Origin of the sequence: Psychrobacter sp. LFX-11D (assembly GCF_904846475.1) — a bacterium.
GTDB lineage: Bacteria > Pseudomonadota > Gammaproteobacteria > Pseudomonadales > Moraxellaceae > Psychrobacter > Psychrobacter cryohalolentis.
Genome location: NZ_CAJHAV010000002.1, coordinates 136,885 through 150,756, shown reverse-complemented (window position 1 = coordinate 150,756; position 13,872 = coordinate 136,885). Strand labels below are relative to the sequence as shown.

The 13,872-nt window shown below is 43.3% G+C and carries 9 protein-coding genes; 3 read left to right on the top strand and 6 right to left on the bottom strand.

What is annotated here, in order from left to right:
* Positions 1-33 precede the first annotated feature (33 nt).
* The 4 genes from JMX75_RS02240 to dapC all read right to left on the bottom strand — a co-directional run bounded on the left by JMX75_RS02240 (position 34) and on the right by dapC (position 6,333).
* Positions 34-2,145: a D-alanyl-D-alanine carboxypeptidase gene (locus JMX75_RS02240; protein ID WP_201530737.1), complete on the bottom strand. Its 2,112-nt coding sequence runs from the start codon at positions 2,143-2,145 to the stop codon at positions 34-36.
* Between the two features lie 49 nt (positions 2,146-2,194).
* Positions 2,195-2,806 carry a 3'-5' exonuclease gene (locus tag JMX75_RS02235; protein WP_133105461.1) on the bottom strand — a complete coding sequence of 204 codons (612 nt, stop codon included), beginning with the start codon at positions 2,804-2,806 and terminating at the stop codon, positions 2,195-2,197.
* Between the two features lie 26 nt (positions 2,807-2,832).
* The gene (locus JMX75_RS02230) at positions 2,833-4,776 is read right to left on the bottom strand and encodes a DUF294 nucleotidyltransferase-like domain-containing protein (RefSeq protein WP_201530736.1); all 1,944 of its coding nucleotides are present in this window, start codon (positions 4,774-4,776) and stop codon (positions 2,833-2,835) included.
* A gap of 324 nt (positions 4,777-5,100) precedes the next feature.
* Complete coding sequence (gene dapC, locus JMX75_RS02225) at positions 5,101-6,333, bottom strand: succinyldiaminopimelate transaminase (protein ID WP_201530735.1); 1,233 nt, start codon at positions 6,331-6,333, stop codon at positions 5,101-5,103.
* A 294-nt stretch (positions 6,334-6,627) separates the two neighbouring features.
* Between dapC and JMX75_RS02220 the strand changes: the two genes are divergently transcribed.
* On the top strand, positions 6,628-7,296 hold the full coding sequence (locus tag JMX75_RS02220; protein WP_201530734.1) for a hypothetical protein: 669 nt from the start codon (positions 6,628-6,630) through the stop codon (positions 7,294-7,296).
* 9 nt (positions 7,297-7,305) lie between these two features.
* Here JMX75_RS02220 and glnD read toward each other — a convergent pair whose 3' ends face one another.
* Positions 7,306-10,047 (bottom strand): [protein-PII] uridylyltransferase, encoded by a 2,742-nt coding sequence (glnD, locus tag JMX75_RS02215; RefSeq protein ID WP_201530733.1) that lies wholly within the window; start codon positions 10,045-10,047, stop codon positions 7,306-7,308.
* Positions 10,048-10,220: 173 nt separating this feature from the next.
* The gene (gene map / locus JMX75_RS02210; RefSeq protein WP_413771532.1) at positions 10,221-11,012 is read right to left on the bottom strand and encodes a type I methionyl aminopeptidase; all 792 of its coding nucleotides are present in this window, start codon (positions 11,010-11,012) and stop codon (positions 10,221-10,223) included.
* 310 nt (positions 11,013-11,322) lie between these two features.
* Here map and JMX75_RS02205 point away from each other — a divergent pair, with 310 nt between their 5' ends.
* Both JMX75_RS02205 and JMX75_RS02200 read left to right on the top strand, forming a co-directional pair.
* Complete coding sequence (locus JMX75_RS02205) at positions 11,323-12,378, top strand: esterase/lipase family protein (protein WP_020442775.1); 1,056 nt, start codon at positions 11,323-11,325, stop codon at positions 12,376-12,378.
* 276 nt (positions 12,379-12,654) lie between these two features.
* A complete protein-coding gene (locus JMX75_RS02200) occupies positions 12,655-13,773 on the top strand; it encodes a lipase secretion chaperone (RefSeq protein WP_133105456.1) in 1,119 nt (372 codons plus the stop codon).
* The last annotated feature ends 99 nt before the right edge of the window (positions 13,774-13,872 follow it).

Sequence of the window (13,872 nt, the reverse complement as noted above, 5' to 3'; positions counted from 1 at the left end):
TCCTTTATAAAGTAAATAATCTGGCGTAAAAAATTAATGCTGCGCTGTCCAATCTAGCATGGCGTCCAGTACCGTTCTTGCTGTATAAGTATTTAGCGCTTGCTCATTATTGATCAGTCCCACTACCACATAATCCTGTCCTGATAAGCCTTTGACGTAGCCTGCCATCGAAGTGACATTGTTTAAAGTGCCCGTTTTTATCCAAGCTCGACCAATGGCATTTGATTCTGGTAAACGCTCGCTATGTGTCAAAATGGTGCCACTGACGCCAGCGATACCTAACGAGTTTACATAAGAATCGAAGCTTGGGTGAGCGTAAGCATAAGTCAGCAGCTCGCTTAGATTAGCAGCGCTGATCGTACAATCACGGCACAACCCAGAACCATTGGTCAGATGTGGCGGCGGCGTGCTTAGATGCGTTTGCCACCATTCGTTGATGGTTTGTAAGGCAGCAGGGTAGCTCGTTGTCGCAGGCTTACCAAATTGATATAAGCTGTGCTGACTATTAATGGCTTTATCGACGTTTTTATTAATGGTTGGGTTAACGGTTTCATCTCTGGGTTTATGATAAGCACCTATTGATAACGCTACTTGCTCAGTCATCACATTATTAGAGAAATGATTGATATCATATATTTGCTGCGTTAAATTTAAAGAAGGATAACTAACAATTGGTAAAGGCGATATTGGTAGAGCTGCCAAACCGCGCGCTGATATGGATTTCTTATTATTATATGGTGTTTCTTGAGTGACAATGTTGCCCGTTAGCGTATTACCCAGTGCTTGCCATTTGGCTTTGATCACGCGAGCCGCAAAATCTTTGGCATCAGGATAAGCGACATAAAAAGCATGGTTGCCGCAGTTATCGGGTAGAGAGGTATCAAAGGTCAGCTGAGTTTTTTGCCACTGCGGTGCTAAGCTATAACGTGCTTGACCACAGGCAGAGGGGCGTATATTTATCTTACTTGGCAACTTATAATCTGCCAGCTGCGGCGTATAAGTCAGTTGTGCTTGGGCATTATCTAATGGATAGCTTTGGATACCAATAGTACTGAAATTTACCAAAAAACCATCGGGACTGGCGTTATAAGGACGCAAAGGCGCGTTATCAAATGCCGCAGGATCTTTAGTGACATGGTTAAAAATAGTGCTATCTACAATGATATCGCCATCGATATGACGGATGCCTGCTGCTTTTACTTTATAGAGCAATTGCTGTAAGCGCTCATGGGTCATTTTTGGGTCGCCACTGCCTTGAATGACCAAATCACCAAGCAATGTATCACCAATGATAATACCAGTATGATAAACGCGCGTATGCCAGACAAAGTCAGCGCCCAAGATATCTAAAGCAATAAAGCTGGGAACGAGTTTCATCGTGCTGGCGGGCGTACGCGCAATATCAGGCTGATGATTGAGTAATGGTGAAAACGATATTTTTATTGAGGTCTCACTGTTAGCTTTTTTATTATTATCTGCGCCATTAGCACTGATATTGTCGTTCTGACTGGAAGAATAATTAGCAGTGTTTAACACGTTTTCTGGCAGTAATGATGGAGTACTCATCAAGCTTTGATGGGTATAAGGATCATCGGTATAAGCGTGTAATTGTCTGTCGTGCTGTCTGATGGTTTGCTTTTCGATGGTTACTAACGCGCTTTGGTAATTGGCTAGCGGCTTAGGGCTCTGCTTGTTTTGCACCAGTTTTTGCTTGCTGTTATTGGTATCAGTATTTATCTCGTCTGAGCTTGCAGGCTGCAATTGATTGACCGCCTTTTTACTGTCGATAACCTGAATGGCAGAGGGCAAGCGGCTGGCGTTTTTATCTCCCACTGGCGTAATGACAATACTGATGTCTGCTGCGCTTAAATGGGCTCGCGCTAATGCCGTTTCAATCTCTTGCGGTAAGGCAGCGTGCAGCTGTAATGGCACTAAGGTAGGAGCGACAACTAATACCAATAAAGATAGACGTTGACCGATATTTTTCGGCGTTTGCAAATATTGGCTAATGGCTGTTGTGCGTATAGAAGAGTTATGAGTTCTAAGTAGAGTTGGTTTTACTAAGGAGCGCATGAGCAGCCTATCATCAGGTGGCAAAAACAGGATATGGTAACATGAGTTACTGTTTTCGCGTAGCTGTAGCATGTAGTTGTAAGCGTGCTTTTATCTTAAAGCCTTGTCTAAATAATGCATTTTAGCGCATATGCAAAAATGCCATTGCCGTCATGATGGCGTCATTATAAGCATCGTGGGTGCCAAGCTCAGGAATATTATAATGCGCCAAGATACTATTCAAATGCTGTGCTTGGCTAGGAAGCCCTTGGCTACGACCCATCATACGCCGGCTATAAAGGGGGCGGATATCGATAATCTCATTGGGCAAATGAGTACCCATATAATGCTTTACTAAAGGGTTTAAGAACCCGACGTCTATTTGCGGACAAAACCCCACAAGTGGCCGATTGCCAATAAAGGGCAATAGTAACCCCAGCATCTCATCATAGCTCATCGCATGCTCAACATCGGCGGTGCGCAGTCCATGAATGACAATGGTATCGCCCTCAGGCATGACAGGCGGTCTGCAAAGCAGATGCAGCCCATTTCCTGTATCAATCTTATCGCCATTGATATGAATGGCAGCTACCGATAATAGGTGATGCTTCTTTGGATTGAGTCCGGTCATCTCACAATCAATCGCAACCCATTGTTCATCGACAGGTGCCGTAAACATTGATGCCAGTTCAGGTCGCTGTAATTGGTTTTTTTGCCAAGCAGTAGACAGCTGTTTTAGCCAGTTCATCGTCATCTATCTCCAAGGCTAACCGGTTTAGCTTAACCAAATTCAAGCTGATAATGTCGGCTCAACTGGTCTTTAAAGCTTTTTACTACCGCCAAACACTCTTTTAATAAATCACGCTCAAGGGCAGACAAGGTCGTTGGATTGACTTCTTTTGCATGCTTATTGTCTGTCAATAAAGCAACGGATAGGCGCTGCGCCATAAAGAACTCTAATGCCTCAAGTAAGGTGTCGGCACGCTCTTGGGTTAAGGCCCGAGCTTGAACCAAAGCTTTCAGACGACCTTTGCTGCTAGGGTCGGTAAAGATGTCGTTCTCTAACGCCAAGGTACGGATACCATGTACCAATGGAAAGATACCCGCTTTTTTGAGGTCAATAGTATAATCGCTTAGCTTACCACCTAATAACGGTACTAGCTTTTGCCACCATTGATTGACATCGCCGAACTGCAGCGCTGCTCGTGCAAATTGGCGCACGAACATCAAGTCTGACTGCCTATGGGCCGTCTTTAGGTGTTCACGAACCTGCGTCAATAGCGTTTCATCACCGCAGACATATTCACCATCAAATATAGCGGATAAATAAATACTATGCATCGGGTCAGTGTTTTTAAACCATAGACTAACCTGCGCTTTAAACGCTTTTAATGGTTGCCGCCACATGGGATTATTCATCATAATATTGCCGTCGCATAGCGGATAGCCAAGATCTGCTAAGTGCTGGTTAAAGGTATCGGCAAATTTTGCCAGCTTAGGGTGGTCATAACCATCACGCATGATGAGCGCATTGTCTTGGTCGGTACGCATGATTTGCTCGCCGCGACCCTCTGAGCCCATGACGATAACACAGGTATTCTCCATTACTTCATCAGGAACAATGAGTTGCCAAAGTTTGGTAAATACTTGCGCGTTAAGGGTTTGTACCATGCGGCTGACGTTGCCCATTTTGATACCGTTTTGATGCTGAGCACGTATATAGCGCCCAATGAGTTCAACTGCGGTCGCCAAACTTGGCAAATCTGTGGCTTGGTTAATTTGAATACTAATCAGCTGAGAATGATGACCAATGTGAGCAAGCATATCGCCTTGTGCAAGCACACCGATGACTTTACCATTAGTATCTATCACTGGTAACCTGTGAATGCGATAGCGAGTCATGGTCAGTAACGCATCACCAATCTCATTATCAGCGTTAATGGTTCGCAGATTAAAACTTGCATAGTTTTGACAAGGCGTTGTAGTAGTGTTCTGTTGGTCGCTGACGGCGCGGCAGATATCATTATCGCTGAGGATACCCAAGGTACGATCGGAGCTATTTTTATCTTGTAAATGTCCTGGTGGGCGTATCAAAACATGCTTCAATCCAGCCTCAGTCATGGTACGTGCTGCTTGATATAGACTATCGTCTGCGTCAACGATATGGACTGGTAGTAAAGTAATATCAATCACCGGCTGTAGCATGATTTGTTGTACTTCCTGAGGATCGTCATAGCTGGCAGCGTCAAGTTTTTTCCCACCATGCCTCAGCTGTAAAGCTTTTAAACGCTCTGGCAGATTTTCTGACAATAATTGGCGTACGAAATGGTTTTGGGCACCGATTTTATCAATGGTTACCCCATTTACTTGCAGCAATAAAGTATCTTCGACAGCGCGAAACTGATAAGCAGCCGGCTGCGAATCAATGTTTTTATCTTCTTGCAGCCCATCTTCTATGAGCGACTCTGGTGAGCGTCTGCTATCAAACCAATCATTACTATTAAGATGGGTAGTATGGTTGTTGCCCAAATAAGAGGCGACAAAATCACCATCTAACAGCTGCTCGACATGACCTTTAAGCACCACATAGAAGTACTGCAAATCATCCGCTGGTAACATCTCATCTTTGGCAAGATAACGCACTTGGGTATTTTTTTTGATACTTTGGCGTTCAGCGGCACTTAATACATCAAATGGTGGTTGGGTAAAATCAAGATGGGGCATGGCATCATCCTTGATGGCATAAGCAATAAGAGGGATGTAAGTATGATAAATACAGTCAGGGAAAAGTAATATCGATACATCAAGTACTGCTGATATTCATTTTTCTTGCTTGCTGTGCCTGCGCAGACAGAGGCTGCAAAAAATTTATATCAGCAGCACTGTAGCGTTTTTGAGATATTTTGACTATATATCATCAAATGGCGGTGCTGTATGATTCGGCTATAAGACTTACTATAGCATTCTTTAACAGAAAACCGCCAATAACCATAATATTATTGTGGTTATTGGCGGTTTGTTAAGCTTAATGCGTTTTAAATAGGGATTTTAAGCACCGAGTAATTGACGAATCCGCTTGATTGCCTCGCGACTTTCTTCGACGCTTGCCACCAAAGCAATACGCACATAGCCTTGCCCCGGATTTTCACCATTGACCTCGCGTGATAGGTAACGTCCGGCAAGCGCGTGAATATTGGCATCCTCATAGAGTGCTTTGACAAAACGCTCATCATTACCACCGAATTGCTCAGGCGCTTTTATCCAAAAGTAAAATCCTGCCTCAGGCATACGTAACTCCAGTAATTCTCCAAGCTCCGACATCCAGAGTGCAAACTTTTCTTGATACAGCGCTCGATTGTGCGCCACATGCTTCTCATCTTCCCAAGCGGCGATAGACGCCAGCTGATGAGGTATCGGCATCGCGCAACCTTGATAGGTGCGGTATTGTAAATAAGCCTGCAAGATAGCGGCATCGCCTGCCACAAAGCCTGAGCGCAAACCGGGTAGGTTTGAGCGCTTCGATAAAGAGTGAAACACCAGACAATTTTTGAAATCGTGTCGACCAAGAGCCGCGCAGGCTTGCAGCAAGCCTATTGGCGCTTTATCAAAATACAGCTCGCTATAACACTCGTCGCTGGCAATGATAAAGCCATATTGGTCTGATAGGCGCAACACTTGCTCCCAGTCATCCATCGTCATCACTGAACCGGTTGGGTTGTTTGGGCTACAGACAAATAAGAGCTGTGTACGCGTCCAGACGTCTTTTGGCACACTACGAAAATCACCCTTAAAGCTATTGTCTGAGGTGCAAGGGATAAAATAAGGCGTTGCTTGCGCTAATATCGCCGCCCCTTCATATATCTGATAAAAGGGATTGGGCATAACTACTATAGGCGTAGGCGATTGGTTGAGCGTTGCCGTCTGACTAACACTCTCTGTCTCGTGATTAATCACTGCCTGCACGATACTAAATATTGCCTCACGTGTGCCCATTACTGGCAATACTTGCGTATTAGGGTTGAGGTGATTTAAGAAAAAGCGCTTCTCAAGCCAATGAGCAATGGTTTGACGCAGCTCAAACAGCCCATTTGTGGTCGGATAATGGCTTATTTTGTCCAAGTTTTCGCGTAGTACGTCCAAAACAAATGCTGGTGGCGCATGTTTTGGCTCACCAATACCCAGCTTGATTTCATCATAGCCGTGGGCTGGAACGCTTCCAGCCAGCAAAGTTGCCATCTTAGCGAATGGATAAGGGTGTAGGGTCGTCAAGTTGTGATTCATAGGTAGGCTAACTATAATAGACAGTTAATAATAAAGTTATAAAGAAAAATTACATTTAAGCAGTGTAGCACTTCTCTTATTTTTTGTCTTTTTCTTATTATATTTACCTCTAGCGCTTTGTAATGACTTTAATAGAGCACATTGAATCACCACTATTTTAACGATATAACTGTAAAAATAGGTAATCATGTGGCCATATCGTAACGCGTTATTATAAAAGCGACATGATGTATGTATCATTAAGTAAAGATAAATGTTGGTTTTTCTGACAGCATATTTTAGGAATAATTTGATATGTCTAGTATATTGAAAACGGACAGTCTCGATGCTAAGGATATCAATGAAAAATACTTTGATACTCATGAAAGTCTTGACGTTTATAAGCAGTTAAAGCAGCGTGAACAGACTTGGTGGAAATCACGCCAGCAGTTGACACTATTACGAGAACGTCAAATGTTTTGGTTTGGCGATCACAGTTTTATGATGTGGCTGCTGTGGCAATTGGTCAGCTATATAGTCGTTGCCATGGTGCTCATGCTGCTTAGTAAGTTGCTAGATATATCGTTACCTCTGTGGCAATACATCGCTTTATTTGTCATACAAACCTTAATTTTTATTGTGATGCTGAGTTTTAAAGACAGATTTGCTAGGCAGTTGCAATATAAGATTAATCAAGCCGATTTGTCGCGTGAAGAGACGCTTAATGAGATGACTATCTTGGCTTCCGATAGCTTGTATCGCGATGTTCATGCCAAAGCACCTATTACTTTGAAGCAAATCTACCGATATTATAATGCAGAATTTCATTTGGCAAGCTTGCACCGCCTCCTACAAAAGGAGGTCGATGCGGGACGCTTGATGTATGGCGAGCAAAAGGTAGAAGCAGATATACTGCCTCTAGAGCTTGCCGATGATGCCCTGAAGGAATATGCTCGTGACATCATCTATAAAAGCTTGATATAAAAAGGCAAGTTAAATAGCGTCATTACGGAGACTAAGACTGTCTATCAGTGCCGTTTTTAACATCTTAAGTTTATCAGCGCTCAGTGCTTGATCGTTTTGATCGCTGATATAAAACATATCTTCTGCACGCTCGCCAAGCGTAGTAATACGTGCGGCATGTACTTCAATCTGCTGCTGCAAAAATACTTGTCCAACACGCGCAAGCAAACCTGGCTGATCAAGGGTCTCTAAGCTCATAATATGCTGACTTGAGGCCTCATTAAACTCAAAGTTAATCGTCGTTGCCACATTAAAATGCTTAAGCTGGCGTGGAATCCGTTTGTTGGTCAGTTTGGGCGAGGTAGGGTTTTTAAAGGCATCAATCAGTCGTTGCTTAAGCTCTTGCTGACTGTCGCTATCGACCAGTAAAGTACCGCTACGATCGAGTAGTACGTAAGAATCGAGTGCAAAATCACGGGTCGCTGTGATAATACGGGCATCCAATACATCGAGATTCATCTGATCAAATACAGCCATAGTCACGGCAAACAAATTGACCTGATCTTGGGTATAAACAAAAACTTGCACCGCATCCAGCGCCAGTTCCCGATGCTCACGTAAGACGACTAGTGGCGGACTGTCAGCATTTGACGCACGCCCAATGGGCGGATGATTCAAAATCGCCTCAGTATGCCATAAGATATCTTCTGCAATTTCACGCAAAAAATACTCATCGCCCAAATCATCCCACAATCTCAGCACCTCATCGCGATTCATATGCTGATTGTCGACGTTATCTAGCATTATCAGTGCTTGCTTGCGTGTGGCACTAATCATATCTTGACGATTGGTTGGGGCATCAATATCCGCCCGCAAAATACGGCGCGTTTGCGAATATAGTTGCTTCATAAGTGTCGCACGCCAGCTGTTCCAAAGTTGTGGATTAGTGGCGTTCATATCCGCGACGGTTAAGACATACAGATGGTTTAGATGGGTAACGTTACCCACCAAATCTGCAAATAGTGTCACAACCTCTGGGTCTGAGATATCTTTTTTCTGAGCTGTCATTGACATCAGCAGATGATAACGGGTCAACCAGCCAACCAGATTGGCGTCGGCAGTACTCATACCATGAGCCAAACAAAACTCAATCGACTCGATTTCGCCAAGTTGACTATGATTGCCGCCACGACCTTTGGCAATATCATGAAACATCGCCGCTAATACCAAAATCTCTTTGCGCTCAATGCGCTGAAAGATGGAGCTCACGAGCGGAAAATCTTCATAAAAATGCGGATCCGTAAAACGGTGCAGAATACGAATCAAAAATAAGGTATGGGCATCGACCGTATAACGATGGAACAAGTCATACTGCATCAAACCAGTAACTTGAGCAAAGGCGGGGATATAGTTGCCAAGCACGCCATAGCGATTCATGGTACGCAGACGATGAAAGAGATAATTCTGCTCTTTTAAATTGGCTAGAAACAAGGTTTGATGCGTAGGATTGTCGCGATAAGCCTGATCAATACCACGCGCTGCAATTTTTAGCGCGCGCAAAGTATGGGTACGGACATTCTTGATGCCATACTGACCCATAAGTAAAAACATCTCTAAAATCGACTCGGGATGCTGCGCAAATACTCTGTGATGCGCCATTGCGATTTGGTCGCCGACTTGGTTAAAGCGGGCATTAATAGGCTGTTTTTTTGGGCGTTCTTCATCAGGCAACTGTGCCTCGATAATGGTTTCGTAATAGTGATTGGTTAGCATTTCAGACAATGTTGATATTTGCATCGCACAGCGGTAATAATCGCGCATAAAGCGCTCTACCGCAGCATTTGGTTGATCATCTGTCTGGGTATCATAGCCCATCAGTTGAGCAATCTCACGCTGATAATCGAATAACAGCTTGTTTTCATTGCGACCAGTCAGTTCGTGCAGGTAGTGCCGTATCTGCCATAAATAGTTTTCTGAAAAGCTTAATTCATCGAATTCCTTTTCAGTCAAAAAGTTCTGTTGTACCAGATCATAGAGCTTACTGACCCGAAAATAGCGTTTGGTCACCCAGCCAATAATATGGATATCGCGCAGACCACCAGGAGCGGTTTTTATATTGGGCTCAAGATTATATTCTGTGGCATTGTGCTGTAAATAACGTGCTTTTGCCTCATCGATTTTTACATCATAAAACGAGCGCGGGGACCATTGATTGTTTACTATTTGGTGCGGGACATTTTGCAAGGCGTCATTGCCTATTAATAGGCGAGCCTCTAATAATGCACTGGCAATAGTATGGTCAAGCGCCGCCTCCAAGCAGTCACTGACGCTGCGTACTGATAACGCAGGCTCAAGTCCAATGTCCCATAAGAGTGCCACCAAGTTATCAATTTTACTACTGGTATCAGCGTCAATATCATGTGGCATCAGTAGCAAAATATCGATATCTGAATGTAGCGATAACTCACCGCGACCATAGCCACCAGTTGCAAACAGTGCCAAATCCGTCTTATCAAGCCCAAAGCATTTAAATAATTCGATCAATAAATCATCAATCACGCAAGCACGCGCGCTAACCAGTTGCCGGATATTGACGCCACGTTCGAGTGCGCGGCTGATATCGTCATTTATTTGAAGCAACCATTCAGGAATACCAAATAGCGATTTTTCTACCACGCTCGTGTCTGTTGATAAAGAGGCAGTTGTCATATTGTCTGCTGAAAACAAAGGCATCGGTGTCAAATCAATAGCGGTGACATCACAATTAAACATGAGATTTATCCAGTTAAAAGTTTGAAGTCTAGTTCAGTAAATAAGGATCGCTAAAAATAAAAAGCGATCAATAAGATGGAGAAAGTATAAAGATAAAAAACCATCAAGAATAGTGGGGGACAACCATTAATAATAGACGAAAAAAAAGACCGCCTAAGCGATCTTTTATTGTATTACTGAGTCAAGAAACTCAAATCTTCTTCAGGGCGCGTGGTGAATACTTCACAGCCATTATCCGTTACGACCATGGTATGCTCCCACTGGGCGGATAGCTTGCGATCTTTAGTGATAGCAGTCCATTCATCCGGTAAAATCTTAGTCTGCCATTTGCCTTCGTTAATCATAGGCTCGATGGTAAAAGTCATGCCAGTTTTTAGCTCAAAGCCCGTACCTTTTTGGCCATAGTGCATGACTTGTGGCTCATGGTGGAACTCATTACTGATACCGTGACCACAGAACTCACGCACGATACTAAAACGCTCAGGCTCAACCACTGCTTGGATAGCCGCACCAACGTCGCCCAAACGCGCGCCGTTTTTGACCACGCTCATGCCAGCATATAGGGCGTCTTGTGCTACTTTGCAGATACGCTGCGCCATGATAGAGCCATTGCCGACGATCCACATTTTTGAGGTATCACCATAATAGCCATCTTTAATCACGGTCACATCGATATTGATGATGTCGCCGTCTTTTAGCAATTTATTTTCGGATGGAATACCATGACAAACCACGTGGTTAATCGAGGTGCAGATAGATTTTGGAAAACCATTGTAGTTAAGCGGTGCAGGAATAGCTTGTTGCACATTAACGATATAATCATGGGCAATTTGGTTCAGTGCTTCAGTACTGATGCCCACTCTGACATGCTCATCAAGCAACACAAGGACATCGCTGGCAAGTTTACCAGCCACGCGCATTTTTTCTATGGCTTCAGGAGATTGGATAAGAGATTTTTTAGTCATCATCGTCGTACTTATAGTTATAGAATTTAGGTCATCAATTATAGCATAAACGCACAAGTTGCTGCTTGAATGCAAGTTATTGAATATTTCAATCATATCGATATTGACTGACTTTATATACATAAAAATGACTATAGAGTCATCATAATAGGCGTGTGAATGTCAAAAACCAGTTGAATGTTACAGAATATATAAGTATTGTAATTTTGTTTGCTAAATGATTTAGTAGCCCTCTATACCGCTTTGTGCAGGATGCAACAAACAAGGCATATAAAGATAGAATCACGTTTACGATAACAAGGATGTTGTTATGTTTATAAAACCCTCTCTCCGCGCTGTGCTAACACCAAGTGTAGCTCTACCGTCATTAGGTGCCATTGCCACCGGTATGCTTTTGATGACTATGCAAACCACCTCTGCTCAAGCATCTGGTCAATATTACAACTGTGCAAATGCTGACGGCTGCCAGCTCGTGAGTAGTCAGTACTTCACCTCAGATTATACCAAAACCAAATATCCAATAGTACTAGCCCATGGTATGGGAGGCTTTACTAAGATGTTCGGCTTGGTCGATTATTTTTATGGTATTCCTGAAACACTCATGAGCGGTGGCAGTCAAGTGTACACCACAAAAAGCTCTTCTTTTAATAATAGCGAAATTCGCGGCGAGCAGCTTTTACAGAAAGTAAAAACCATCAGTGCCATTTCAGGCAGCCCAAAAGTGAATTTATTGGGTCACAGTCAAGGCGGTATTGATGTTCGTTATGTCGCTGGCGTGGCACCAAAGTATGTCGCTTCTGTCACTGCTATTTCCAGTCCAGAACAAGGCTCAAAAACGGCAGATGCAGTGATGCAAACGCTTTCTGAGGATAGTTTGGTGACACAAGCGGTATCTGTTTTCTTACAGCTATTCGGTGGCGTTACGGATATTGGCTCAGGTACGAGCCCAACAGAACTTAATAAACAAGAAGCTTGGAATACAGCTGTCGCGTTATCAACTGATGGTGCTGCCAAGTTTAATGCTAAATTTCCTGCGGCGATGCCGACCAGCTATTGTGGTCAACCTACAAATACTGAAGTTAATGGTATCAAGTATTACTCATTTAGTGGCGTTGGGCAAATAACCAATGGTATTGATCCTAGTGATTATTTGCTCGCACTCACAGGGACAACCTTTGACAATGATCCCAACGATGGCTTGGTATCTGCCTGCTCAAGCCGACTGGGTTATGTGATTCGAGACGACTATAGTATGAACCACTTAGATTCAGCCAATCAAATTCTTGCCTTAACAGCGTGGGGACAGCCTGATCCAGAAACTTTGTATCGTGATCACGTCAATCGTCTGAAAAAAGCCAATTTATAACGTTCATATATGAGTTAGCAGATTTATAGCTTTTAGAGAGAAGAGAAAGGGTCAATACTGAAATGACCCTTTTTCTTTATTCGTTTTTATCTATAGTCAGTGAAAAGTAATATCGACACATTATGTACTGCTGGTATCAATTTTTCTTGCTTGCTGTGCCCATGCAGACAGAGGCTGCAAAAAATTTGTACCCGCAGTACCATCGCGTTTTTAGAGTATTTTGACTATATCGTAAATCCATACATAAACCCATTGATCAAATAAGATATTCTCGTTATGTCAAATAATCGCCGTTCACCCTTTTTGCCAGTCATCATCGCTGTGATAGTCGTGCTAGTAGTAGCGATTATTTGGTGGTTTAAGCCTAATGACAATAGTAAACTCTCTTCTCAAGCGGTTTCTACAGTACTCGACAGTCAAGCTAGCGCTAAATCTACAGACGAAGCGAGCTCTGATAGCGGCATGAGCAAAAAATCTAAGCAAAGTACGATTAAATTTACCACAGGACTTGAGAGTTTACCGCGCTCCTTGCAAGGTACTGATGTCGATGGCGAGATTATCATTGATGAAAACAAGCAACTGGTCGTTACTGAAGGCTTACGGCGTTTATTTGATTATTTTTTATCGGCACTTGGTGAAGAAGAGGAAGCAACTATCTATGCTCGCGTAGAGAGTTATATTCGTAGTCATACGCCAGAGCCAGCCGCCAGTCAAGCGCTTGCTATATTTGACCAATATGTGGCTTATCTCAAAGCCATGCCTGAGATTGAGAAAAAGTACGGTACTCTACAGTTGCAAGCGACCCAAAGTGGCGAGCTAGATTTAAACGTCGTCACTCAGCAAAAACAAGATGTCGCTAGATTGCGTCAACAGCGTTTTGATAAAGAAACCATTATCGCCTTCTTTGGTGCAGAAGATGAGTATGATGACTATAGTATGGAGATGGTCAGAATCAACCAAAATGCCCAACTGTCTGATGCGCAAAAAGAAGCTACAAGACAAGATTATATTAGCCGCATGCCAGACAATGCGACCAAAACCAACATTGCCCAGCAAGCCAATCTAAACGAGTTGATGACGCGTACAGAACAGATGCAAGCAAAAGGTGCCACGCCTGAAGCGCTATACAATATGCGTCGAGAGCTGGTTGGTGCACCAGCGGCAGCACGCTTAGCGCAAGTAGATCAAGCAGACGCTAGCTTTGATAAACGTTTTAATCAGTATCAAGCGCAAAAACAGCAACTTCTAACACAAAGTGCCAGTCAATCACAAACGCAATCACAAACGCAAACCCAAATCAATCAAATCGAGCAGCAACTGTTTAGCGAGTCTGAACGTAAGCGTCTAACAGGTTATGCCGCCCTGCAGCAGCAGAAAACTGCTGATATGAATTAACCAAAAGACAGGCTATAGGTGGGAATTTAAAGGCAAGTAAAAAGCTATAAACATAGCTTAATAAGTTTTGAAACAATAAATTTATTCTTAAGGATAGAT

Bases quoted from the DNA above. Each gene is read 5' to 3' on its own strand.
- glnD (WP_201530733.1), bottom strand. From the start codon at position 10,047: ATGTTTAATTGTGATGTCACCGCTATTGATTTGACACCGATGCCTTTG.
- JMX75_RS02235 (WP_133105461.1), bottom strand. From the start codon at position 2,806: ATGACGATGAACTGGCTAAAACAGCTGTCTACTGCTTGGCAAAAAAAC.
- JMX75_RS02230 (WP_201530736.1), bottom strand. From the start codon at position 4,776: ATGCCCCATCTTGATTTTACCCAACCACCATTTGATGTATTAAGTGCC.
- JMX75_RS02240 (WP_201530737.1), bottom strand. From the start codon at position 2,145: ATGCTACAGCTACGCGAAAACAGTAACTCATGTTACCATATCCTGTTT.
- JMX75_RS02205 (WP_020442775.1), top strand. From the start codon at position 11,323: ATGTTTATAAAACCCTCTCTCCGCGCTGTGCTAACACCAAGTGTAGCT.
- JMX75_RS02220 (WP_201530734.1), top strand. From the start codon at position 6,628: ATGTCTAGTATATTGAAAACGGACAGTCTCGATGCTAAGGATATCAAT.
- dapC (WP_201530735.1), bottom strand. From the start codon at position 6,333: ATGAATCACAACTTGACGACCCTACACCCTTATCCATTCGCTAAGATG.
- map (WP_413771532.1), bottom strand. From the start codon at position 11,012: ATGACTAAAAAATCTCTTATCCAATCTCCTGAAGCCATAGAAAAAATG.
- JMX75_RS02200 (WP_133105456.1), top strand. From the start codon at position 12,655: ATGTCAAATAATCGCCGTTCACCCTTTTTGCCAGTCATCATCGCTGTG.